Annotated in this window: 19 protein-coding genes and 1 tRNA gene; 9 read left to right on the plus strand and 11 right to left on the minus strand. The window is 54.3% G+C overall.

Annotation, left to right across the window (positions count from 1 at the left end):
* Nucleotides 1–6: 6 nt before the first annotated feature.
* Nucleotides 7–1,251 (plus strand): mechanosensitive ion channel family protein, encoded by a 1,245-nt coding sequence (locus ABIE11_RS09915; protein WP_100777306.1) that lies wholly within the window; start codon nucleotides 7–9, stop codon nucleotides 1,249–1,251.
* A 3-nt stretch (nucleotides 1,252–1,254) separates the two neighbouring features.
* Here the strand turns inward: ABIE11_RS09915 and ABIE11_RS09920 are convergent, their stop codons facing one another.
* From ABIE11_RS09920 to ABIE11_RS09935, 4 genes are all read right to left on the minus strand, one after another.
* Nucleotides 1,255–2,232: a LacI family DNA-binding transcriptional regulator gene (locus ABIE11_RS09920; protein WP_102104233.1), complete on the minus strand. Its 978-nt coding sequence runs from the start codon at nucleotides 2,230–2,232 to the stop codon at nucleotides 1,255–1,257.
* 75 nt (nucleotides 2,233–2,307) lie between these two features.
* Nucleotides 2,308–3,450, minus strand: coding sequence for a Gfo/Idh/MocA family protein (locus ABIE11_RS09925; RefSeq protein WP_429184417.1), 1,143 nt, complete (start codon nucleotides 3,448–3,450; stop codon nucleotides 2,308–2,310).
* Nucleotides 3,443–4,468: a sugar phosphate isomerase/epimerase family protein gene (locus ABIE11_RS09930; RefSeq protein WP_429184418.1), complete on the minus strand. Its 1,026-nt coding sequence runs from the start codon at nucleotides 4,466–4,468 to the stop codon at nucleotides 3,443–3,445. The genes ABIE11_RS09925 and ABIE11_RS09930 overlap by 8 nt, the downstream gene beginning before the upstream one ends.
* Nucleotides 4,469–4,483: 15 nt before the next feature.
* A complete protein-coding gene (locus tag ABIE11_RS09935; protein ID WP_102104236.1) occupies nucleotides 4,484–5,722 on the minus strand; it encodes an MFS transporter in 1,239 nt (412 codons plus the stop codon).
* 265 nt (nucleotides 5,723–5,987) lie between these two features.
* On the opposite strand from ABIE11_RS09935, the gene fhuE reads away from it, so the two are divergent.
* The gene (gene fhuE, locus ABIE11_RS09940) at nucleotides 5,988–8,126 is read left to right on the plus strand and encodes a ferric-rhodotorulic acid/ferric-coprogen receptor FhuE (protein ID WP_429184419.1); all 2,139 of its coding nucleotides are present in this window, start codon (nucleotides 5,988–5,990) and stop codon (nucleotides 8,124–8,126) included.
* A 47-nt stretch (nucleotides 8,127–8,173) separates the two neighbouring features.
* Here fhuE and pheP read toward each other — a convergent pair whose 3' ends face one another.
* Nucleotides 8,174–9,568 (minus strand): phenylalanine transporter, encoded by a 1,395-nt coding sequence (gene pheP / locus ABIE11_RS09945; RefSeq protein ID WP_107704102.1) that lies wholly within the window; start codon nucleotides 9,566–9,568, stop codon nucleotides 8,174–8,176.
* Between the two features lie 149 nt (nucleotides 9,569–9,717).
* On the opposite strand from pheP, the gene ABIE11_RS09950 reads away from it, so the two are divergent.
* Nucleotides 9,718–10,638, plus strand: coding sequence for a M14 family metallopeptidase (locus ABIE11_RS09950; RefSeq protein WP_429184420.1), 921 nt, complete (start codon nucleotides 9,718–9,720; stop codon nucleotides 10,636–10,638).
* A 43-nt stretch (nucleotides 10,639–10,681) separates the two neighbouring features.
* On the opposite strand, the gene ABIE11_RS09955 is transcribed toward ABIE11_RS09950, so the two are convergent.
* The 4 genes from ABIE11_RS09955 to ABIE11_RS09970 form a co-directional block, all read right to left on the minus strand.
* Entirely contained in the window at nucleotides 10,682–12,868 is a 2,187-nt protein-coding gene (locus ABIE11_RS09955; protein ID WP_429184421.1) for a TonB-dependent receptor, read from the minus strand.
* Nucleotides 12,869–12,931: 63 nt separating this feature from the next.
* Entirely contained in the window at nucleotides 12,932–14,011 is a 1,080-nt protein-coding gene (locus tag ABIE11_RS09960; protein ID WP_429184422.1) for a YncE family protein, read from the minus strand.
* Nucleotides 14,012–14,297: 286 nt separating this feature from the next.
* Entirely contained in the window at nucleotides 14,298–14,762 is a 465-nt protein-coding gene (locus ABIE11_RS09965; protein ID WP_146003455.1) for a hypothetical protein, read from the minus strand.
* Nucleotides 14,749–15,549, minus strand: a complete 801-nt coding sequence (locus tag ABIE11_RS09970) for a winged helix-turn-helix domain-containing protein (protein ID WP_429184423.1) — start codon at nucleotides 15,547–15,549, stop codon at nucleotides 14,749–14,751. Before ABIE11_RS09970 ends, ABIE11_RS09965 begins: the two co-directional genes overlap by 14 nt.
* A 541-nt stretch (nucleotides 15,550–16,090) precedes the next feature.
* Here ABIE11_RS09970 and ABIE11_RS09975 point away from each other — a divergent pair.
* The 3 genes from ABIE11_RS09975 to ABIE11_RS09985 all read left to right on the plus strand — a co-directional run bounded on the left by ABIE11_RS09975 (nucleotide 16,091) and on the right by ABIE11_RS09985 (nucleotide 19,536).
* On the plus strand, nucleotides 16,091–16,531 hold the full coding sequence (locus ABIE11_RS09975) for a winged helix-turn-helix domain-containing protein (protein WP_102104243.1): 441 nt from the start codon (nucleotides 16,091–16,093) through the stop codon (nucleotides 16,529–16,531).
* A 151-nt stretch (nucleotides 16,532–16,682) separates the two neighbouring features.
* Nucleotides 16,683–18,611, plus strand: coding sequence for a methyl-accepting chemotaxis protein (locus ABIE11_RS09980; RefSeq protein WP_231276328.1), 1,929 nt, complete (start codon nucleotides 16,683–16,685; stop codon nucleotides 18,609–18,611).
* 76 nt (nucleotides 18,612–18,687) lie between these two features.
* Nucleotides 18,688–19,536, plus strand: coding sequence for an EAL domain-containing protein (locus tag ABIE11_RS09985; RefSeq protein ID WP_429184424.1), 849 nt, complete (start codon nucleotides 18,688–18,690; stop codon nucleotides 19,534–19,536).
* Between the two features lie 15 nt (nucleotides 19,537–19,551).
* On the opposite strand, the gene ABIE11_RS09990 is transcribed toward ABIE11_RS09985, so the two are convergent.
* Nucleotides 19,552–19,628, minus strand: a tRNA-Arg gene (locus tag ABIE11_RS09990).
* 286 nt (nucleotides 19,629–19,914) lie between these two features.
* On the opposite strand from ABIE11_RS09990, the gene ABIE11_RS09995 reads away from it, so the two are divergent.
* From ABIE11_RS09995 to fimZ, 3 genes are all read left to right on the plus strand, one after another.
* Nucleotides 19,915–20,649 (plus strand): EAL domain-containing protein, encoded by a 735-nt coding sequence (locus ABIE11_RS09995; RefSeq protein WP_429184425.1) that lies wholly within the window; start codon nucleotides 19,915–19,917, stop codon nucleotides 20,647–20,649.
* 10 nt (nucleotides 20,650–20,659) lie between these two features.
* Complete coding sequence (locus ABIE11_RS10000; RefSeq protein ID WP_409255491.1) at nucleotides 20,660–21,379, plus strand: helix-turn-helix transcriptional regulator; 720 nt, start codon at nucleotides 20,660–20,662, stop codon at nucleotides 21,377–21,379.
* Between the two features lie 796 nt (nucleotides 21,380–22,175).
* Nucleotides 22,176–22,808 carry a fimbria biosynthesis transcriptional regulator FimZ gene (gene fimZ, locus ABIE11_RS10005; RefSeq protein WP_100777328.1) on the plus strand — a complete coding sequence of 211 codons (633 nt, stop codon included), beginning with the start codon at nucleotides 22,176–22,178 and terminating at the stop codon, nucleotides 22,806–22,808.
* 51 nt (nucleotides 22,809–22,859) lie between these two features.
* On the opposite strand, the gene sfmF is transcribed toward fimZ, so the two are convergent.
* Complete coding sequence (gene sfmF, locus ABIE11_RS10010) at nucleotides 22,860–23,342, minus strand: fimbria assembly protein (RefSeq protein ID WP_233446111.1); 483 nt, start codon at nucleotides 23,340–23,342, stop codon at nucleotides 22,860–22,862.
* Nucleotides 23,343–23,379: the final 37 nt, after the last annotated feature.

The following is a 23,379-nucleotide window of genomic DNA, read 5'->3' on the forward strand; positions in this document are numbered from 1 at the left end:
GACGTTATGCAGGAATTAATTGCTCAGGTTGAAGAGCTTGGAATTGAAATTAATCACACCACTTCGCTGGTGTTAATCTTTGGCATCATTTTACTCACCGCCGTTATTGTCCATCTGATATTGCACAAAGTGGTGCTGCGTCTGTTTGAAAAACGGGCGCAGGCCAGCTCTCATTTGTGGCTGCAAATCATTACCCAGAATAAGTTATTTCACCGTCTGGCCTTTACCCTTCAGGGGATAATCGTCAACGTTCAGGCGGCGCTGTGGTTACAAAAAGGCAGCGAAGCGGCTGAAATATTAACCACCTGCGCCCGACTGTGGGTCATGGTTTATGCCCTTCTCTCCTTCTTCTCGTTATTAGATGTGATTTTCAATTTGTCGCAAAAGCTGGCAACCGCCTCTCAGCTTCCGCTCAAAGGAATATTCCAGGGCGTGAAGTTAGTGAGTGCGATCCTCGTCGGCATTCTGATGATCTCCCTGCTGATTGGTCAGTCTCCGGCGATTCTGATCAGCGGTCTTGGCGCGATGGCCGCGGTACTGATGTTGGTCTTTAAAGATCCGATTCTGGGCCTGGTCGCCGGTATTCAGCTCTCGGCGAACGACATGCTCAAGCTCGGCGACTGGCTGGAGATGCCGAAATACGGCGCGGATGGCGCGGTGACGGATATCGGCCTGACCACCGTGAAAGTGCGCAACTGGGATAACACCATCAGCACCATTCCTACCTGGGCACTGGTGTCGGACTCTTTTAAAAACTGGAGCGGCATGTCAGCCTCGGGCGGTCGACGAATTAAGCGCAGCCTGAGCATTGATACCACCAGCATTCATTTTCTTGATGAGCACGAGCAGCAGCGTTTAATTCAGGCGAAACTGTTGAAGCCCTATATGGCGGCGCGTCACGAAGAAATTCATCTCTGGAATCAGGAAAATGGTGAAGGGGAATCGGTATTAAATCTGCGCAAAATGACCAATATTGGTACATTCCGCGCGTACCTGAATGAATATCTTCGCAACCATCCGCGTATTCGTAAAGATATGACCCTGATGGTGCGCCAGCTGGCACCGGACGCCAATGGTTTACCCATTGAGATATATGCGTTTACCAATACCGTGGTTTGGGCGGAATATGAATCCATTCAGGCAGATATTTTCGACCATATTTACGCCGTGGTCGAAGAGTTTGGCCTGCGAATTCATCAGTCGCCCACCGGGAACGATATTCGCTCGCTGGCGGGCGCGTTCGCGAAATAACCCTCAGGTACTGGCGCGCGCCACGTAGCGCCAGTCCATCATCACCCTTTCCGTCGGCGCATCCGGGTTATCGATTTTATTCAGCAGCAGATCGACCGCTTTGCGCCCGATATCCCGCGACGGCTGTTCAATGGTACTGAGCGGCGGGGAAACCATCTCCGACAGCTCCGTGCCGTCAAAACCGACCACCGCGATGTCCTGCGGAACCCGCAGCCCGGCCTGTTCGATGGCGCGCAGAGCACCCGCTGCCAGGGTGTCCGATACGGCAAACACCGCATCCGGCGGGTTGTTCGCCAGCAGTTTATTCATTGCCGCCATGCCCGCGCTGGAGCTGAGATCGCTCGCGTACTCCACCACCTGATACTCGAGATCGCGCAGATGCAGCACGCTTTTGTAGCCGCGCTCGCGCAGACGGGCATATTTGTAGCTGAGATCGTGGTTAATGAGCGCAATCCGTCGACGCCCGCCGTCCGCCAGCTGGCTGACCACGTGCTGCGACGCGTCCACATCGTTAATGCCCACGCAGGAAACGGTGCCGGAGTCGGCATATTCCGCGCACTGCACCCAGGGCGCACTGCCGATGAGGGCGGAGAGTTCCGGCAGTTTCGAGAATGCGTCCATGGTGATGATGCCGTCGACGATTTTGCCCGACAGCAGGCTCAGGCCGGAGCGCGACCGTTGCAGATCCGAGCCGGAATTGCACAGTAAAATGCGGTAGCCGTTTTTCTCGGCCTCTTCTTCGATGCCTTTCACCACTTCGCCGCAGAACGGGTTGGCGATGTTCGAGACCATCACGAGGATCATGTAGCTGCGCGCGGTACGAAGCTGGCGCGCCAGCAGATTGGGCTGGTAGTTACTCTCTTTAATCGCCTGCAAGACGCGCTCGCGGTTCTTCGCTTTCACCGAGTCGCTGTTGTTAAGCACGCGCGACACGGTCGCCACCGAGACACCGGCGAGCTTAGCGATTTTCTGAATTGACATAACGACGGCACATCCTGCAGTTAGCGTTTTCATCAGGCTAACATAATTTTGCTGCCCGGCGAACCGGGCAGCACGTTACCGCTCAACGCGTATCCAGCGCTGCTGTTGGTGGCTTTTAACAATGGCATCAATGATATACATCACGTTTGCGCCATCGTGGAAGGTCGCAAAAAGTGGCTTCTCGGGCAGGGCATTTGCCTGCACGGCACGATAGAACTGCGCCATCATATTCTTGAACGCATCGGGCCAGCCTTCGATGTGCCCGCCGGGGAAGTGGGCGCTGTCGGCGGCATCTGCATTCATCAGGCCCGGATCGTCTGACAACGTCTGATTTGCCTGCTCGCGATACCCGATCCACAGCTGCTGCGGAATCTCCTGCTCCCAGGCCACAGAACGCTCGCTGCCGTTGATTTCAAAACTGAGGCGGTTTTTGCGCCCGGCGCTGACCTGCGAGACGCTGAAACTGCCTTTGCTGCCGTCGTCAAAGCGGAACAGGACCGAGCCAAAATCCTCCGTCGTGACGGCTTTATCCGCATACACGGCGTCGGCCTGGCGGGTAAAGGTCTGGTCGCCCGCCACGTTCGCTTTACGTGTCGGCCAGACGATCGACAGATCGGCCATCACCTCGACAATGCGTCGTCCGGTGACAAACTGCACCGTGTCGCACCAGTGCGAACCGATATCCGCCACCGCCCGCGAGGCCCCGCCGAGGGCGGCATCGACGCGCCAGTTGTAGTCAGTCTCCCGCAGCATCCAGTCCTGCAAATAGCTGCCGTGCGAGGCAAACAGCCGCCCCACGCTCCCCTCGCGCATCATGCTCGCCGCCTGGCGCACCATCGCGAAGTGGCGATAGACAAAGCTCACGCCGTGGATCACCCCCGCCTGCCCGGCCAGGTCCACCAGCTCCCGCGCCTCTTCCGGCGCCATACACAGGGGCTTTTCAGAGAACACATGTTTGCCCGCTGCCAGAATTTGCCGGTTAATCTGCGCGTGCAGATGGTTGGGCGTGCAGTTGTGAACCACCTGCAATCCCGGATGGGCAAGCAGTTCGTCCACGCTGCCATAGGCATGAGGCACATTCAGCGCCCGCGCCTTTTCCTGCGCCTGCTCAAGCGAGCCGTCGCACAGGGCGACGACCTGCACAACACCCAGCCGACGCAGGGCCTCGATATGCGCCGGGCCGATAAAGCCGCTGCCGACGATCCCGACGTTAATCATGCGCGCCTCCTGCGGCGAAATCGTCAAATGCGCGGCCAGAGACCGGAATGATGTGGCGGCGGATGAACTCGCTGCCTTCGCTCGCCCCCACGTCACCGTCTTTCATGCAGCACTCCCACTCCAGCACCGCCCAGCCGTCGTAATCGTACTGCGTGAGCTTGCTGAAAATACCGTTGAAGTCGATCTGCCCGTCGCCCAGCGAGCGAAAACGCCCGGCGCGGTTGATCCACGGCTGATAGCCGCCGTAAACGCCGCTGCGTCCGTTGGCGCGAAACTCGGCGTCTTTGACATGAAACGCCTTGATGCGTGCGTGATAGATGTCGATAAACGACAGGTAATCCATCTGCTGCAGCAGCATGTGGCTCGGATCGTAGAGAATATTGCAGCGCGGATGGTTGTCGACCAGCGCGAGGAAGCGCTCGAAGGTTACGCCGTCGTGCAGATCCTCCCCCGGATGCAGCTCAAAACAGAGATCGACGCCGTGCTCGTCAAAGCAGTCGAGGATCGGACGCCAGCGGCGTGCCAGCTCTGCGAAGGCATCGCGAAAACGCTGCTCGTTGTGCGGCGGCCACGGGTAGAAAAACGGCCACGCCAGCGAACCGGAAAAGGTGGCGTGGGCGGTTAATCCAAGCTTCGCCGACGCCGCAGCGGCCTGTTTCACTTTGGCGGTTGCCCACGCCTGGCGCGCCCCGTCGTTACCGCGCACCGCAGGCGGCGCGAAGTGGTCAAAGGCCTCGCCGTAGACCGGACTGACCGCTACAAGCTGCCCTTCCAGATGGGTGGACAATTCGCTGATGACAAGCCCATGCCCGCCCAGTATCCCGGTGATCTCATCGCAGTAGGTCTGGCTGGTCGCCGCCAGCTCCAGATCGAAAATCTGTGGATGGTTGCAGGGGATTTGCAGCGCTTTATAGCCTTTCGCTGCCGCCCAGCCCGCCAGCCCGTCGAGGGAGTTAAACGGCGCGCGCTCGCCAATAAACTGCGAAAGAAAAATGCCCGGTCCCTTAATCGTCCTCATAACACCTCCAGAAAATTACGCCTTATCTTCATCATATTTGAATGCGATAAGGAAAATCAGCGCGATCGCGGCGGCAGCTATCGCCGGGATCCACCAGAATGTGACCCACGCCTGCGGCACGGCCTGCCCCGCCACCAGGCTGTTATACAGTGCGCCAGAAATCTGTGAGCCGAGCAGCATGCCGATGCCGTAGGTGAACATCACCACCATACTCTGGGCCTGGCCTTTTACCTTTTCACCCGCCACGCGGTCGGTGTAGATAAAGCCGACGACAAAGAAGAAGTCATAGCACACGCCGTGCAGCAAAATGCCGAGATAGAGCAGGAAGCGTCCCTCTTCGCTGACGCCGAGCGCAAAGAAGGCGTAACGCACAAACCACGCCAGCATGCCGATCAGCAGCATGTATTTTACCCCGAGGCGGCGGAACAGCAGCGGGATGACCAGCATAAAGACGATCTCGGACATCTGCCCGAACGACATGGCGGTGCTGACATCACGGATACCGGCGTCGGCGAGATAGGAGGCGGTATACGCGTAATAGGTGCCCAGCGGAACGGAGATCAGCATCGCGCACAGGGAGAAGATAAAGAAGTGGCGCGTTTTCAGGAGTGCGAACGCATCCGCACAGAACAAATCGCGCACGGCAACGGGCATGCCTTTTGCCGGAGCTGGCGTGTGCGGCAGCGTCAGGCTATAGAGCGCCAGCAGAACGGAGCTTACCGCCGCGACCTGGAAAATGGTCACGCTCGACGCCACGCCCGTCACGCCGATGAAAATCCCGGCAACAATCCAGCCGATAGTGCCAAAGACGCGCACCACCGGGAACGTTTTGTCGACGTTCGCCAGGCTGTGAAACGCGATGTTGTTGGTCAGCGCCAGCGTCGGCATGTAGCAGAGCGTGTAGCCAAACAGCAGGCCGATCAGCAGCGCGCCGTTTTCCGCGATCAGCGCCCCCGGCACGAACCACAGAATCGCCGCACCGGCGAGGTGCATCACGGCCATCACCTTCTGCGAGGCGAAGAAGCGGTCCACCAGCATCCCGAGCACAAACGGCGACAGAATCGAGGCAATGGGCCCGGCGGAGAACGCATCGCCAATCAGCAGGGACATGTTGTGCTGAGTCATCACCAGCCCGAGCGTGACCGACCAGCTTCCCCAGATAAAAAACTGTAAGAACATCATCAGCGACAGCCGCGGCACCAGCAGCCGATGCTGGGCTATCGCCTTTCCACTACTTTCAGTTGTTGACACCATGATAAGCCTCACCCTCAAAAAGTAATCGATTACAAACCTCGTCAACTAAAAAGTAATCGATTACAAAATAAAGATCCTGCGGATCAAAACAGAACTGCGAGAACGGTCACGATCTAAATTTCCGCCCCCTTCTCCCACGCTTTCTCCGAATTTACATATTTAGTTACATTTGCCCGATAAATTAGTCTGCGCTTAATTCATTAAATAATTATGATTCCGATTCTCATTCAAAAAAATCACATAACAACTCTTCCGGACAGGAAACATGACCTCTTTTAATGGCAAGGAAATCACGAAACCGTTCGCGGTTTCACTTATCGCGCTGGCAATCCAGACCGTCGTTCACCCGGCACTGGCGGCAGATAACAAAAGCGAACAGGAGATGGTGGTTTACGGCGACGCAAACACCACGATGGATGAGCAGCAGGATTACGCGGTTAAAACCACGCGCGCAGGGACCAAAATGTTGCTCGCCCCACGCGATATCCCGCAGTCGGTGAGCGTGGTAACGCAGCAGCGTATGAAGGATCAGGACCTGCAAAACATCGATGAGGTGCTGACCAACGCCACCGGTGTGTCGTCGCAGCAGATCGACAGCGAGCGCTCGAACTATTTCTCCCGTGGCTTTGAGATTACCAACTTCTCCTACGATGACATCCCGACGTCCATGGGCGACGCGTGGAACTTTGGCGATGCGACGGAAGATACGGCGATTTACGATCGTATCGAAGTGGTACGCGGCGCGGCGGGCCTGATGACCGGCGCGGGCGATCCGGGGGCATCGGTAAATATGGTGCGTAAACGCGCCGACAGCAAAACCGTGACCGGCAACGTCAGCGCCAGCTATGGCAGCTGGAATAAGCAGCGCTACGTCGCCGATCTCTCTGCCCCGCTCAACGCTGACGGCAGCCTGCGCGGACGGGTGATCGCCGGTTATCAGGATCAGGACAGCTGGCTGGATCGTTACGGTAAACGCAAAAAATTTCTCTACGGCGTGATGGATGCGGATCTTACGGACCACACCACCCTTTCACTCGGCTGGGATTATCAGCAGACCAACACCGCCAACCCGACCTGGGGCGGCCTGCCGAGCCTCTACAGCAACGGTTCGCGTACCCACTACGATCGCAACGTCAACACCTCGGCGGACTGGACGGGCTATTCCATCGAATCCCGCAAGGTGTTCGCGAACCTCTCCCACAGCTGGGACAACGGCTGGTCGGTGCGTTTCAACGGCACCCACGGCGAGCAGAACTTTAACGATACGCTGCTGTATGTGATGGGCAATCCGGACGCGAATACGGGCGACGGCGCGAGCGGCTGGGGAAGCAAAGATCGCGGCAAACGCACCCTCGACTCCTTTGACTCCTACGCCAGCGGCCCGTTTGAACTGCTTGGCCGCCAGCACCAGCTGATGGCCGGGGCCAGCTACAGCCGCCAGCATAACGCCACCTTCAGTAAAGATGGCCCGATGGACAGCGTGGGTATCTTTAACAACAACTGGGATGGAAGCGTGGCGGAACCGGCGTGGGGCGACTGGTATCAAAACGCCGATGATATCGTGCGCCAGAAATCGGCTTACACGGCGACACGCCTGTCGCTGGCCGATCCCCTGTCGCTGATTTTAGGCGCGCGTTACACCCAGTACAGCACTAACGGCAGCAGCGGCGATATGCGTAAATACAACACCACCCCGTACGGCGGCCTGGTGTTCGATATCACCGACGCGCTTTCGGCGTACGCCAGTTACACCTCGATTTTCGCGCCGCAGACCAAGCGCAGCAAAGATGGCGCGTGGCTCTCGCCGGTGACCGGCAAAAACTACGAAACCGGCCTGAAAGCCGACTGGATGGACGGTCGCCTGACCACCAACGTTGCGGTATTCCGCATCGAGCAGGAAAACGCAGCGGAGGCGATCAGCGGAGAGTTCGTCAACGGCTCCAGCGAGCAGGCCTATCGCGCAACAAAAGGGGCGGTGAGCAAAGGGGCCGAGTTTGAAGTGAACGGCGCCGTGACCGACGATCTGCAGCTGACCTTCAGCGCCACGCGCTACGTCGCCACCGATACGGATGGCCGCTTTAACAGCTATGCGCCGCAGACCCAGCTCAAACTCTTCAGCCGCTATCGCGTGCCGGTACTGCCGGACCTGACGGTCGGCGGCGGCGTGAACTGGCAAAACCGGGTGTATAAAGACGTAACCGGGCCGGATGGCGAAACCCAGCGCCTGTACCAGGGCAGCTACCCGCTTGTCGATCTGTTCGCGAAGTATCAGCTGACCAAACAGCTGGCGGTACAAGCCAACGTCAGCAATCTGTTTGATCGGGAATATTACTCGTATCTCGACGACTCGGCGGTGTATGGCGAACCGCGAAGTGTCTCAGTGAGCATGAGTTATCTGTTCTGATGAGATGATGTGAAAGCCCGCCAGCGACTCCGCCAGCGGGCTTTTTGTTAGCGCGCTTTACTGCGCGATAAGGTAAAAGCCACAAACAAGAATACCACCCACACGGGCAGTAGGAACGCCGACAGACGCATGTCATCGATGGTGCACATCAGCACCAGAATCATGCCGAGAAACGCGATACACAGGTAGTTACCCGCCGGATAGAGCAGCGCCTTGAACTGCGTCTCACGTCCTTTACGACGCATCGCCGCACGAAAGCGCAGGTGCGCCAGGCAGATCATGATCCAGTTCAGCAGCAGGGTAGCCACCACCAGCGCCATCAGCAGGCCAAAGGCCTCTTTCGGCAGCAGATAGTTGATCAGCACCACCAGCGAGGTAATGCCTCCGGAGAGCAGCAGCGAATTGACCGGTACCCCACGACGGCTGACGCGCGTTAAGAACTTCGGCGCGTTACCCTGCACGGAGAGGCCAAACAGCATGCGGCTGTTAGAGTAGACGCCGCTGTTATAGACCGAGAGCGACGCCACCAGAATGACGAAGTTCAGGGCCGATGCCACCAGGTTGCTGTTCATATCATGGAAAATCATCACAAACGGGCTGCTGTCGGATTTCACCTCTACCCACGGGTAGAGCGCCAGCAGAACCACCAGCGAACCGATATAAAACAGCAGAATACGGTAGACCACCTGGTTGACCGCTTTCGGAATGCTTTTGTGCGGATCGCGCGCTTCTGCCGCCGTGATCCCAATCAGCTCCAGTCCGCCAAAGGAGAACATGATCACCGCCAGGGACATAATCAGCCCGTTCCAGCCGGTCGCGAGGAAACCGCCGTGTTTCCACAGGTTATCGATGTTCGCGCGCTCGCCCCCGTGCCCGGAGAAGAGCAGCCACAGGCCAAAGCCGATCATGCCGATAATCGCCAGCACTTTGATCAGCGCGAACCAGAATTCCGTTTCGCCATACAGACGCACGTTCACCAGGTTTACGGCGTTGATAATAATGAAGAAGGCGGCGGCCCAGATCCACGTCGGGACATCCGGCAGCCAGTACTGCATGTAGATGCCCGCGGCGGTGAGTTCAGCCATGCCGACCAGCACGAACATCACCCAGTAGTTCCAGCCGGACAGGAAGCCTGCAAACGGCCCCCAGTATTTGTAAGCAAAGTGGGCGAAAGAGCCAGAAACCGGCTCTTCGACGACCATTTCACCGAGCTGGCGCATAATCAGGAAGGCAATCACGCCCGCAATGCCGTATCCCAGCAGTACCGCAGGCCCGGCCATTTGAATCGCTGGCCCGATGCCGAGAAACAGTCCGGTACCAATCGCGCCGCCGAGGGCAATTAATTGAATATGTCGATTTTGCAAACCACGTTGCAGCGTCGGTGTCTGTTCCGACGAGGCTTCAGAAACCGCATTGTCTGAAGCGGATGACGCGTCTTTCACGTCTGACCCCTGTGTATTTTTATTGGAAGGGGCACCTTTTAACACTTCGGGTCAGCAGGAGCAAGTTGCAGGCCCGGCTCAAATACCCATATGAATTTAAAAGCGCGGCTGGGTATGATATTGAGAACCCTACACTGACAGAGTGACCTATGACTGAGAAACAGTTCTACCCTATCGGTACGCCAGGCCAGCCATGGACTGCGGCGGAAAAACAGCAGTGGCGCGAGAACCAGACGCGTTTTCGCAGCTATCAGACGGACGTACTTGACGCGATCACCGCCCTGAAGCCTCGCTACGACGTAAGTCAGTACGGCGAATTACACTACGGCGACCAGACCTTCCCGCTGATGGCCGTGAAGTCACAAGACTGGGACGACAACCTTCCCGTCGCGCTGATTACCGGCGGTGTTCACGGGTACGAAACCAGTGGCGTGATGGGCGCGCTGAACTTCCTGGCGGAGTATCAGAATGAGTATGCGGGGAAAATCAATTTACTGGTGGTGCCGTGCGTCAGCCCGTGGGCCTACGAGCATATCACTCGCTGGACCTATGAAGCCGTGGATACCAACCGCCAGTTCTGGCCACAAGGGGAAGGCGAAGAAGCCCGCGCGCTGATGGCGTTAACCGCCCCGCTGAAAGGCAAATTCCTGCTGCACGTTGATCTGCACGAAACCACCGATAGTGATGAGAGCGAGTTCCGACCGGCGAAGGCCGCGCGCGACGGACTGCCGTTTGAGCCGGGGACAATTCCCGATGGCTACTATCTGGTGAGCGATACGCAGAATTCACGCCTGGATTTCCAGCAGGCGATTATCGACGCCGTGAAGAAAGTCACCCATATCGCTCCTGCCGATGAGAATGGCAAAATGATGGAGTTCACCGTCGTCAGCGAGGGCGTGGTGGAATATGACATTCATGCCTATCATCTGTGCGCCACCCTAACCGGCGCGCCGTTTACCACCACCACGGAAGTCTATCCCGACAGCCCTGGCACCACGCCAGAGGCCTGCACGCGCGCGCAGATTGTGACCGTTCACGCCGCAATTGCGTTTGCGCTGGCGCACGCTTAAGAAATGGATGGGGCATCCGTGCCCCTGATAACGAGGGTAAAACTTAGAACTCGTAGCCGACGGAAACTTTGAAGGTACGCGGCTCGCCCTGGAACAGGTAAGTTCCGGAATCGTCCACGCTTGCCCAGTAGTTTTCGTCCGTCACGTTGTCGATACCGGCACGCACGGTCATTTGATTCTGGTTCTGGTTTACCGCGAAGCGATAGCGCATGCCCAGATCCAGCGTGGTGTAGCTGTCGAGTTTTTTGCTGTTCGCCAGATCCGCGTACTGAGAGCCAGAGTGGTTCACGCGCGCGGTCGCCGTCAGGCCGTCGATCGGTTTGATGTCATATTCCGCCCCCAGCACCGCATAGAAATTCGGTACGCCGATGACCTTGTTACCCTGATTCAGCCCGTTGTTGGTCTTGGTCATTTCCGCCTGCAGCCAGGTGGCGCTGGCATTCAGACGCATACCCAGCATCGGCTCCCCGAACACGTTCAGCTCCACGCCGCGGTTACGCTGCTCGGCATCCAGACCGTAATGTTTGGTCACGCTGTCGAGGATCGCCGACGGCATTTTGATTTCGAACAGGGCCAAAGAGCCGCCCACCCGTCCGAAGTCTGCTTTCACGCCCACTTCGTTCTGCTTTGAGTGAACAATCCCGGTGCTTTGCCCGTAGTTAGTCGCGGTGTCTGGCGCGGTTTTACCCGGCTGTAGCGCTTCGGTGTGGTTAGCGTAGAGCGAAAGTTCGTCCCACGGTTTGTAGACCACGCCGTAAGTTGGCATCCAGCGGCTGCCGTCAAAGCCATCGGCGTCGTTTTCCGCACCGGTGATTTTGTTGTATCCGCGAATCACCACTTTTTGATGGCGCGCGCCAGCGGTAAACAAGAGTTTGTCGTCGAGTACGCCAAGGGTATCGCTGAGCAGCCAGCCCTGGGTGCGGGTGCGGCCGCTGGTCAACGGATCGCTGTAGTTACCGCCGGAGCCATTGAAGTTGCTGCTGTCAGGTTTATCCACGCCGGTATTGTGATAGATGTTGGTGATCGGGTTATCCGCTGCCGCCGACATCTTCCACGCGATTTTTTCGTTTTTGGTCATTGCGGAGTAGCCCACGTTGACCTTGTGCGACACGAAACCGGTATCGAAGTTACCGCGAATGCCCGCCATGCCGCTCACGGCGTCGCTGATGCGATTGGTATCCAGACGTGTCGCCGTGCCGTTGCCGCTCTTATCCATCAGCTTCGCGCCGCTGTACAGCCCCTCTTCGTGGGCGTGCTGCGCGCCCAGTCCGGTGTAAGCCGTCCAGCTATCGGTGATGTCGTACTCGCTGCGCCACATGCCGAATTCGTTTTCGATATTGCTGTAGGCCCATTTCTGCGAGTAGTTACGATCGTTTTTCGGAGGCGTCGGCACGAAATCGACCCCGGAAATGTTGACGCCCGTTTCGCTGCCATGGAAGGTTTTCTTCTGATAGCCCATGTCCAGCGAGGTGCGGAAGGTGTCACCTTTGAAATCCAGCCCGGTAGAGAGCAGCGTGGTGCGACGGCGGTCGTTGGCGACCGGTGCTTCGCCTTCGCGGTGGACCAGGTTCACGCGTGCGCCAAACTGGTCACTCTCCCCGAAGCGCCGACCGGCGTCCAGCGTAGTGCCAATCTGCGAATCAGAAGTGTAATCGACGCCAATTTTGGCCTGCGGCGTGTCGCCCGCGTGTTTTGGCTCAAGGTTGATCATCCCGCCGACGCCGGAGCTTGCCGCACCGTTCATCAGGGAGTTAGCGCCTTTGAAGATCTCAATGCGATCAACCATCTGCGTATCGACCACCTGACGCGGCAGCACGCCGGAGAGACCGCCAAAAGTCATGTCGTCGCCGTCGAATTTCAGGCCGCGAATGCGATAGCTTTCCGCGCTGTTGCCGTAGCCCTGCACCGACTGCACGCCCGCATCATTGGCGACCACATCGGCAATGGTTTTGGCCTGCTGATCTTCCACCAGCTTCGAGGTGTAGCTGATGATGTTAAAAGGCACGTCCATCGCATTCTGCTGGCCGAGCATCCCCATGCGGCCACCGTTGGCGACCTGTCCGTCAAGGAAGGCGGGCACCAGCTGATCGCCGCCCGGTTTGAAATCGCTGGCCGGCGCAGACTGCACCACGAGGGTCTCTTCTTTTGGGGTCTCCGCCGCAAAGGCGGAGTGCGTAACCGCGCCGATGGCGAGCGCCAGCAGCGTTTTGTTCATTCTGGTGTTGTTCATGATTAACTCGTTCAACATACGCGCAAAATGGCCCGTCGCCGGGCCTGATAATTTATAAGAAGTTTATTTCAGTGAAATTCTGACAACGCTGTCCGGTCCGTTCGTGGAGTGGTCTTTGTTGAACGCCTGTTTGACGGTGACGTACAGCGTCTGGCCATCTTCCGACAGCAGCAGGCTGTTTGGATTCGGAGGCAGATCCCAGCTCTGTTTGACGGCATAGGTCGTGGCATCCAGGCTCAGCAGTTTTCCGCTTTCGCGCTGGGTGATGTACAGCTCATTGCGTTTAGCGTTGAATTTCACCGCCAGCGAATCGCCCACATCCAGCTGCTTAATCACTTCGCCGGTGTGGATATCCAGCACCAGCGTGGTTTTAGCTTTGGAGTTATCAGTCACGAACAGGCGGCCCGTGGCCTTGTCTTCTGCCAGGTTAAGCAGCAGCGCCGGTTTGTCGCCGAGCGGTTTCCAGCGTTTTTCGATGCGATTGTTGCGCGGATTGATAATCAGGATTTCGCCGCCGCCGTTAGCCACGTATATGCGCTGAGTCTGCTCAGACCACAGCAACCCCGTCACCCACTGCCCGGCATTTTTGATGGTTTTTTTCAGCTTGAGCGTTTCGGCATCCACCACCCAGACCACTGCCGGATCGGCGACACCGCCGATGTAAAGGGTGCCGTCATGGAGCAGCACCTGGCGCGCCCCGTACGGGAGGCCTTCTTTGTTGCGCTCGGTGAACAGCAGACGATTTTTCACTTTGCCGTCCGCGGTGCTGATGGCGCTGATGCCGCCGTCCAGCGAGTTGGTCGCATAGACGGTGCTGCCATCCTTTGATATCGCCAGCGCAAAGTTTTTCAGATCCGTATGGCTGCGGCCAAGGGTTTTGAGCGTAGTGGGATCGAGTTTGTAGATCACCCCGCCCTGCACGTCCTTGAACCCTTCAGCGCTTGCGACATACAGCGCATCGCCTTTCGGACTGAGCACCATTTCGTATAAGCCGTCGGCCAGTTCACGCTTCACCACGCCGGTTTCCGCCGGCGCGGTTACGGCGGTGTGGGCTTCAGGGGCAGGTTTGGTGGCATGCTGCGCGGCGCAGCCGGAAAGAGAGGCAGCCACAAGCAGCGCCAGCGCGGACAATTTTTTTGTCATCAGGAACATCCTTTACCGTTCAAAAAGAGAATCAGGCGGGAAACTGCGTCGCATGCTGCTGTGCGATTAAGGTTGTTTTACAGGCTGTGAGGCCAGTGCAGAGTCCACCGTTAACACTCAGTGTTCCGTGTGAGATCTGCGCTCACTGTTGATGCGGGAATCGTCCGTCGCTGCCCACAAACACTAAAGAGAATGAGAACTATACTCATTATCTTTATATGATCAAGCGTAAAAATGGGCAACAAGATAAAACAAGCAGGGATGAGAGGGCGTTAGGTCACCTCATCTACTCTTTTGCGCAATAAATAACAGGCGCGTTTCTGTAGATAATGAAATAGCTGGAGGCGTTCGCTGGCGTTATCTGAACTTTAAGGCCGCGATCGCGCAGACGGAAAAAGTCCGGGACATCCAACCTGAAGGCTTCATTTCTTTTTGGGCGTCCACTGGTGTCGCTGGACACCATAATAATATCCCCCGCTTCTCGCCAGTAATTAAACGCAATTTTATTACTGACTTCGACAGGTGGCTGGCCTTTCTGGGTATATTCCCCGGACGTTGCATAGCTACCCTCCCCGTTCATAAATGAATAATCCATCATGACGTCGAGAAGATAATTATCGTCTACCACCGTTACATGCGCTTCGCAGCTGAAGTGATTACGCTGGTAATGAATATACCACGCATAAAGCAAGGGTGCGGCAATGGCCAGAACGATAAACGTCCAGCGCAGCGTTATTTTATTCATCATCATGATTTTGCGGCCTGTAAATAATGGAATCACACTGCGCATTTTTGTCCTTTAGCGGACGGTCGCAAATAATGACCGAATGAGCCTGCTGGGAAAAACTGCTGGTCATCCAAAGTACCCCTCCGGATTTGCACTGAATGGGATAGCGTTTCGCCAGCCCCGCCAGCATTTCACTGGTTTTCTCTTTATCCCGCCAGGAAGAATATACGTCACACCCGTTAAATTGACTCACCGACTGATAATGCGTCAGAGAGGACTTATCCTCTTTAATCAGAAAGTACGATATCGCGCAGGAGAGCAGAAAAAGAATGCCTGCCACCCCATAGGCAAGCTTTGCCGGGAAAAAAGAGGGTTTGCGAATCACCTCAGAAACAGCCACCGCCGTAACCTCGGCGACGGGATATTCTTCGGGCAAAACCGAAACCAGCGCCGTTGTCTGCGGGCGAATAAACGCGTCCAGCTCCCCTTCGCGCAGCTGCGCAATCGACTTAAACCCCTCTTTAGGCAGGGTCTTAATGATGTTTTCTTCCAACCCCGCAAATTTCAGCGCCTTGCGGATTTGGGAAATGGTCTGGTAAAGGTCATTGGTACTGACAATCGCCCCCTGTTTCTCCCAAATGGAGGCAAACAGAACCCGCTGCGTCACGACCTGGTCGTTGTTTTCCAGGAGTAAAAGCAGGCACTCGCTCACCGGGCCATGAAGCGTGGTAGCCCTCTGGGGATACCCGTCCAGCGGACCGAGACGCCGCAAATCAGGTTCAAACAGCAAGGTATCGTTGATGACGTACACTTTTTTCATGGTGCGATCGATAGTTGACATAGAAAACCTGATTCAGAATTTAGTTATTATATATCAGCAGGTTGAAATAAACACCTTCATGCAAAAAACCGCTCTTCGCTCGCGCCTTAAGCCTCTTAATCAGTATAAATCATATAACTTCACTCACGTTGTTGTCAGGCAATTCTTAAAGTTGTGGCATCGGAAACCTATGGATGAAGGAAACGTGATCATCGACACTCACAATCAGCCATTGATGCTTGAAAACCAGAAAACTTCGCGACTTTATGTTGAGTGGTTGATTCATTACGCGTTTTTAGCATTAATCTCCAGAAATAATAAAAAACAAGGTACATAGCACTACAGATGCAACTTATGTAAATAGAAACTCTATAAACAAATCGTCAACACAGGGTTTCTTATAGCGCATAGGGTTGTGTATTGGAAAGCACGAACGGCATACATATAATCCACCTTATAAAATGTATGGTTTATTAGAAAAGTGTATTTCCAGCGGCGTATGTCAGTTTGACTCTAATGCAGGAATAAAGAGATGGGCTATCGTCTATATGGCTTTATGATCGGTGATGAAATTCACTTCGATATTACAAATCGCAGACTGTACCGACTTACCGGTAGTCACAACGATAAAAGTGTGGCGTTTGCATCAATCTATTTTAACGAAACGATGTTACGGCTTTTCCTATATCTGCTGGAACATGGTCGTAAGAAAGTCATCGCTAAAGAAGAGTTGTTCGAAAAGATCTGGGAGGACAATAACCTCAGTCCTTCGACCCAGCGGTTATGGCAAGTGCTTCATAATCTGAACAACAAACTGAATCTTCTTGGATTACCCGAGGACTTTATTCGCAATATTAGAGGGCATGGTTACATCATTAATTACCAGGATGTCGTCCCCGTATATTATAGAATGAGCGAACTCCCTGCTCACTCTGTTAAAAAAGAGGAGAAGTCTGATCCCCTGAGTGAGTGATGTCAACTCAGCGGTTTTGCCCTTCGTACCTGAGTGCAAAGGGCTTTTTTTACTTCTTCAGTTTCATGTTTTGCATTCCATTAATGATGGCAACATAGCTAAAAATATTGTCGCTCGGTAAAAACCGGCCCGGGAAAAATAGATGAGTGTAATGAATCGTTTTCAAAATTTAAAAGTCAGCCGAAAACTCTTGTTCGGCTTTTCGACTATTTTATTGGTGACACTGGCCATTCTGCTGTCGGGAATGCTGGGGATGGTGAGCATTCAGGATCGCGTCGAGAAAAATGAACATACCACCGGCCTGTTTAACGCACTGTCCGCCGTGCGGCTGGCCCGTCTGAACTATCTGTATACGCAGGACCAGAAGTATCTCGATCAGACCAACGATGCCGCCCAGACGATGCAGGATATGATCGCCCGGCTTGAAACTTACACCTGGACGCCTGAGGGAAAAGTTTCCGTGGATAAGACGGACGCTGCGGTGAAAAACTACATCGCGTCCCTGACGCCGTTTACCAAAGCGGCGAGCGAAAAAACGGACAGTGAGCGCAAACTCAATACGCAATCCCTGTGCGATAACTCAGAAATTGCATCGAAATTAAGCCACAGCGCGGCGTTAACTCCACAGCAGACGCTGGTTGCGTCCCAGGTGGCCTTCATCCTGAGCGATATTGACTCCCAGGTCTCTCTCTATAAGCAGCATCCGACGGAGGCGGCAAAGCAAAACGTCCTGACGCGTCTGGACGCGGCCAAAAACGGGATAAAAGAGATGCTGCAGTTTGTGCCGGAAGATCAAAACGCCTGGCTGAACAGCACTCTTAAAGATATGCAGGCAATCGCTGCAGAACTCGACCACTACAAAGTTGTGTGGGCAGAACAATCGACCCTCTCAGACACTCTGACGGATAAAGCAGAGACACTGATTGAGACTATTCAGTCGATGTTCGCCAGACAGCAACAAAAAGTGGTTGAGACCGTAGATGGCGTCCGGCTGCAGATGAGCATCGTGGCTGCCATTGGTATTGCCCTTGGCCTGCTGCTGGCAATGGGGATCACCGCATCGATCACCCGTCCGCTGAACGAAACCTTGCGCGTCGCAGAGCAAATCGCCAAAGGCGATCTCACCAGTACGTTGACCAGCACGCGTCATGACGAACCTGGACTGCTGATGCAGGCCGTTTCAACCATGAACGAAAACCTGAAAAGCATTATTAATGACGTGCGCGAAGGGGTGGAAAGCGTGGCCCGCTCCTCCACGGAAATCGCCGCGGGCAACATGGATTTATCTTCACGCACCGAGCAGCAGTCTGCTGCCGTGGTGGAGACCGCAGCCAGCATGGAAGAGCTGACCTCAACCGTCGCGCTGAATGCGGAAAACGCTAACCAGGCGCGCCTGCTGGCGGAAGAAGCGTCGCAAAATGCCAGCGAAGGCAGCCTGATTTCGCAGAAAGTGATCGATACCATGAAAAATGTGCGACTCAGCTCGCACCGCATTTCTGAGATCACCACGGTGATTAACAGCATCGCTTTCCAGACCAACATTCTGGCGCTCAATGCTGCCGTGGAAGCCGCACGCGCGGGCGATCAGGGGAAAGGTTTTGCGGTCGTCGCCGCCGAAGTGCGCACCCTGGCGCAACGCAGCGCGCAGTCGGCAAAAGAGATTGAGAACCTGATTCATGAATCCGCCGTTCACGTCGATACCGGTTTTAACCTGGTGGAAGGCGCCGGTGCCGCGATGTTCAAAATTGAAAAATCGGTGGCTCAGGTGCGCGATATCATGAGTGAAATCGCGACCGCGACGGACGAACAGAGCCGTGGGATTTCACAGATTGCGCAGGCGATGGCCGAGATGGATACCACCACGCAGCAGAACGCCGCGCTGGTTGAAGAGTCCTCCGCTGCGGCCAGTTCGCTGGAAGATCAGGCCGTGCAGCTCGAGAAAGTGGTGTCGATCTTCCGTGTATCGAATACCCCACGCCAGCTTAAGGAGAGCCGTCCGGCGGGCAAAGGGCATGTTATTGCGCTGGCGCCCGGCAAAAAAGAGAGCGTCAGCGACCAGGACGACTGGGTGAAATTCTAATCCAGCCAGTGATTCCCCCCTTCTCGTCAGGTAAACCTTCCCGGTTTGCCTGACGAAAACGCGATAAAAGTGACCTATGGAAAACACCCTTAAAAAAGATCCTACGTTCCTCAACGGGCTGGGATCATCGTTGATCCGCGGTCTGTCACGCTTTAAAACGATCCCCGCCCAGCCTGGGTTGAAAACCCTGAAAACGGCCATCGCGCAAAAGCAAATCACCCCTGTTTATCAGCCGTTTATCAACGCACAGACCGGGAAAATCGCGGGCATCGAAGTCCTCGCCCGCTGGCGGCACCCCACCTATGGCGATGTTTCACCCGACGTATTTATCCCGCTGGCAGAACAACACGGTCTGATTATTTCGCTGACCCATCTGCTTATCCAGCAGGTGATTGCCGATCTCGAACACCCGATTCAGCACTTCCCGGTGGGAACTTATATTTGCATTAATATCAGCGCGCAAAATTGTCTCGATCCGAATTTCGAGATCGACACCTGCGAGCTGTTAAAGAAATGCGTCGCGAATCAGAGTCAGGTGGTGATGGAAATCACCGAGAGACACCCGCTGCATTTCACCCCGCAGTTGAGCAACTGGTTTGCTGCCCTGCGGCGCGCCAACATCTCTGTCGCGCTGGATGACTTTGGCACCGGCTATTCGAACCTGTCCTATATTTCTGCCCTGAATCCGGAATTCATCAAGATCGATAAAATGTTTATCAGCCAGATTGGCGTTAGTGCCGATACACGGCTCGTGGACAGCATGATTGCGCTGGCCAAAAACATGCATCTGAAGATTATTGCCGAAGGGGTGGAAACACAGGTACAGGCGAACTATCTGCGTGCTAAACAGATCGACTTCTTACAGGGGTTTTATTTTTGCCGACCGCTACCAGTGGAGGAGTTGCTTAACGTGGTGATGGAATGAGTAGCAGCGACTTAATGGTACGCCCTGTAGGATTCGAACCTACGACCTACGGCTTAGAAGGCCGTTGCTCTATCCAACTGAGCTAAGGGCGCACGGAGAAGCGTGCACTTGCGGTGTGAAACGCCTGGAATTATACGGTCAATGGCTAGTGAGTCAATGCCTTTTAGCGCAATCGCCTGCCTTCTCACCATCCCTCTGTTTATCCCTCGTCAATACGTCTGTTTTTTCGACATTCCTCTCATTTTTCTGCCACTTGATGACTCTACGAAAAGGCTTAACGCCGTTTAAGTAACGCCTGGTATTTTCTGCCGACCATCGCTCTCACACTAGCCTCCGGTATCCCGGCGCCGAGGAGCCGGAAGATAACAGGACAGTGTAGTGACCTCCCCATTCCCGCTTAACCATTCCGGCTTGCCAGAATGCGATCTCCCCCCACTGCGTAGCGTCTCGCCAGAGATTATCGGCATCAAGCTGGAGCCCATCGTGGCCCTCTCCTCTTCGCGAGTGGTCGGGCGCGAAGTGCTTAGCCTTCTCGCCTCCCCTGAGCAAAGTGAAGCGTTTTTTCAGCAACAATCGGTGAAACAGTCGCTTAGGCTGCTTGAACTGCAGCTCGCCATGTTAAAAAACACACTTTACGCTAAAAACCTTTTTATCAACCTGCCGATAACCGTATTGAGTGACCCAGAATCCTTCGCCCGAATCCTGCCGCTGCTTAACGCCGGCCAGAATATTGAAATTGTCGAACCCAGCGCACTCTTCAGACTTCCGGCTCCCATGCGTGAATGCGTAACCCGCCACTGGTGGATGCTCGTCGAACGCGGATGCCATCTCTGGCTTGATGACGTAAACACGGCTTCTGTTCGTCCTTTTTTAGGCTGTCGTTTACCGTTATGTGGCGTCAAGATCGATAAGATGGCGTTCTGGCGAAAAAAAGGCTCGCCTGCGCTAGCCCAGCTGGTAAATCTCTGCGCACAGGTCGCCAGCAATGTGCTGATTGAAGGTATTGAGTCAAACAGGGATCGGGAGTACGCGCTGCAGGCAGGAGCGGGATTCGGTCAGGGATATTACTGGCCGTCTGTAGGCTGGTCTGAAGAAAAAAGGACATTAGCCTGAGAGAGAATCTATGCGCATGACCGTACGCCGCTATCGGCGTCGTCGTAAAGGAAGCGATTCGCTGGGTTTTTCACATTCGCGTTCCAGCGCCCCTTTTTTTGATCGTCTTGTTTATTTGAGTCAATCCATCAACCAGACACGCAGACCCGACGCCCCCTTTATCGTTCTCGTGACCCACGATCGTTTCCTGCATGCAGGAATTCAGCACGGCCCATCCCCCCTGAAACACTGCTGTGGATATGACACGCTCGAATCGGCTTTCAGCGCACTGGAAAACTGGCCCTCGGCCAGACTGGTTGTCGATATGGAGAGCCGCACGATGCCGCTGATGGAGATGCTCACCACGCTCCGACGCGCCATTCTGTATCCCCCCTACACTGCCGTGAGCCTGCTGATACGCGCTGATGACTATGATGCCCGGCTGTTTTGCAAAACCAGCGGTCCCTTTGATGTGCTTGAGCGCCAGCTCCCGGCTCAGGCGCTGCAACATGCGTTAGCGACCGCCCTCCCTCCCGCGAATAATCGCCACATCTACTTTTCCAGAGAAGAGTGGTTTGTCCTGCAATATCTGACACAGGGGGAATCACTAAGAAATATTGCGCTTTTTCGCCAGCGCCCTTACAGCCGCGTGGTTTATCGTCTGGGACGAATTCTCAGTAAATTAGGGTTAAACCATCGTCAGGAATTACTGCATCTGCTGCACCGCCTTTCTGTCTCCTCTGCTGAATAACCCCTTAATTCCTAAAGACCTTTAAGAAATTACTTACGCGCCATATTAAAATTATGTTTTAAATTAACATTTATGCAAAGATTACAACTATTCCTAATCCAGGATTTCTCGTGATGTTAATCTCTGCGTAGCGATCAAAAAACAGCATTTTCATCCAGAAGTTAAGTTTTAATTTCATCCGTTAAAAAGATGATAACGATGTAAAAACGTGAGTATTCAATGAGTCGCTAAAAACGCCATCCCTTGCTGGCAGCAGATCCTTCTGCAACCGACGGCTTTTTTTGCTGAAAGGTGAACAGCACTTTCAAATGAAGGTGACGCGCGGAAAGCGGCAATAAATCTTCCGCCATGATGGCGCAGAAGATTCCGCTTACCGTGGGTGAAATGGCAACATTAAATTAACATTGAGGGGATTCTATTATTTTTTGCAATTACATAAATAGGATAATCCACATTAAGAGGAATGTCTGGTGATTTAGCCCAAATTTAAAATAATCACTTTCCGTCTCCAGAAGATCATATTAATAAACCCACCCTGAATAATTTACAGGGTTTTCGGAGAAAACTTACACGGTATAATAAGCATGTTCCAAAGGAGAATAAGAAATACCTTTACTCTTTCCAAAATATTAATAAGCCAACGCGCTACTGCCATTTTTTTCAGAATGCAAACAAGGATGCTTACGCTTTTTCCAGGGAATTACCCCCGTATAAGGATCTGCAGAATTATCCTTCCGGCTTACCAGGCACTTTTGCACAGATTGCAATTGCGCTTTCACAACCTGAGGCATAAAAAATGAAACCGGCATCCGTCATCATTATTGACGAGCACCCTATCGTCAGAATGTCAATTGAAGTCCTGCTCCAGAAAAACAAAAGCATTGAGATTAAACTCAAGTCAGGAGACAGCCATGAAGCACTCGACTACATTCGCAATCACCCTATCGATCTGGTGATCCTCGACATCGAATTACCTGGCACAGATGGGTTTTCATTGCTAAAAAGAATCAAGAACTTAGATGACAACATAAAAATTCTGTTTTTGTCTTCCAAATCAGAATCGTTTTACGCTGGCCGCGCCATGCGAGCAGGTGCAAATGGATTTGTGAGCAAAAGAAAAGATCTGAATGATATCTATAACGCCGTGGAAATGTTGCTCTCTGGATATTCGTTCTTTCCCTATGAGACCCTGAGCTTTATAAATCATCAAGGCTCACACCGGGGAGCAATAAATGACATGCCGTTATCAAACCGCGAGGTGACTGTTTTGCGTTATCTGGCCAATGGATTATCTAACAAGGAAATCGCGCAGCAATTATTACTTAGCAACAAAACAATTAGTGCGCATAAGTCCAACATCTACTCGAAATTAGGTGTGCAGACTATTGTAGAGCTGATTGATTATGCCAAAGCGCACGAGCTGCTTTAATCTGAAAGTCCTCCCTGAGACTCCAGTGAGTTTCAGGGAGGGTGTTTAGGCTTAATTATAATTAATCATAAAGGTCGCATCGGCATCTGCGCGCCCCGGCTGGGGATTATTTGCCGTAGCGATATAATTCGCATAAAAATTCAAAACTGCATTTCCCTGCTCATCAACCACCACATCCTGGCTCGCCTGCTGTAATGGCAGACGCGTTTTATCCCGATCGCGTATCTCTACCGCCACATTCGTCGCCTGGCTGGCATCGTTTAAGGCCAGCAGTTCTGGGTCCTGCGGATCTGTCTTTCCTGAAAAGGTAATCGACGCCGCACCCGGTGGGCAGCCGGTCAGCTTCAGCGTAAACGGCATCGCCTGGGTTCTGCTGCCCGTGGTGCTGAGCTGTTTGGTCGGCCAGGTGCCCAGCGTCACCGATTTGTCGCTGTCGCTCCCCTCAGCCACACAGGTAAAATCGATAATATTGCCGTACAGTTCGATATTGATTTCGCCCAGTGGGCTTGCCGCCAGCACGCCTTTCACAGGCATAAAGGCTACGGCTACAGCGGCAACTAAAATCCCTATG

The sequence above is a fragment of the Lelliottia sp. 489 genome, assembly GCF_050435885.1.
Taxonomy (GTDB): Bacteria; Pseudomonadota; Gammaproteobacteria; order Enterobacterales; family Enterobacteriaceae; genus Enterobacter; species Enterobacter nimipressuralis.